Consider the following 576-nt stretch of genomic DNA (forward strand, 5'->3'; position numbering starts at 1 on the left):
CTGTGGCCCGGCACTTGGAATCGGCATGGATGCGCGGCCAGACGCTGACGCTGCGGCACTGGCGGGGAGCATGGATGCAGTGGAGGGGCCCGCACTGGCGGGAACCCGACGACCAGGAAGTCCGTGCCGACCTGTACCGGAAGTTGGAGAACGCCACCTACGAGCAGACCGTCAAAGGCGAGGTAGAGGTACGCGACTGGTCGCCGACGAAACGGAAGATCGCTGATCTGACCGAGGCGATTACCGCCGTCACCCACCTGCGCCCGTCCGTCGACGTGCCCCAGTGGATCGGTGATCCCGCCTCTGCGCACGGAAGATCCGCACCCGTGGTGGCCTGCCGCAACGGGCTGCTGAACGTCTGCGACCGGGAACTGTCGCCCCTCACACCGGAGTTCTTCAACCTGGTGTCCGTCCCGTTCAACTACGACCCCGATGCGACCGCCCCGCACTGGCTGGCCTTCCTCGAACAGCTATGGCCCGATGACCCCGGCTCGGTCGAGGCGTTGCAGGAGTGGTTCGGCTACATCCTGGGCGGGGCCACGGACCAGCAGAAGATCATGCTGATGGTCGGCCCGT

Annotated in this window: 1 pseudogene; it reads left to right on the forward strand. The window is 66.3% G+C overall.

Going from position 1 to position 576, the window contains the following annotated elements:
- Nucleotides 1-29: 29 nt before the first annotated feature.
- Nucleotides 30-576: pseudogene (locus tag JAO81_RS44220) on the forward strand (NTP-binding protein); the annotation flags it as partial.

It is taken from the genome of Streptomyces sp. N35, assembly GCF_016464295.1.
In the GTDB taxonomy this organism is placed as follows: domain Bacteria; phylum Actinomycetota; class Actinomycetes; order Streptomycetales; family Streptomycetaceae; genus Streptomyces.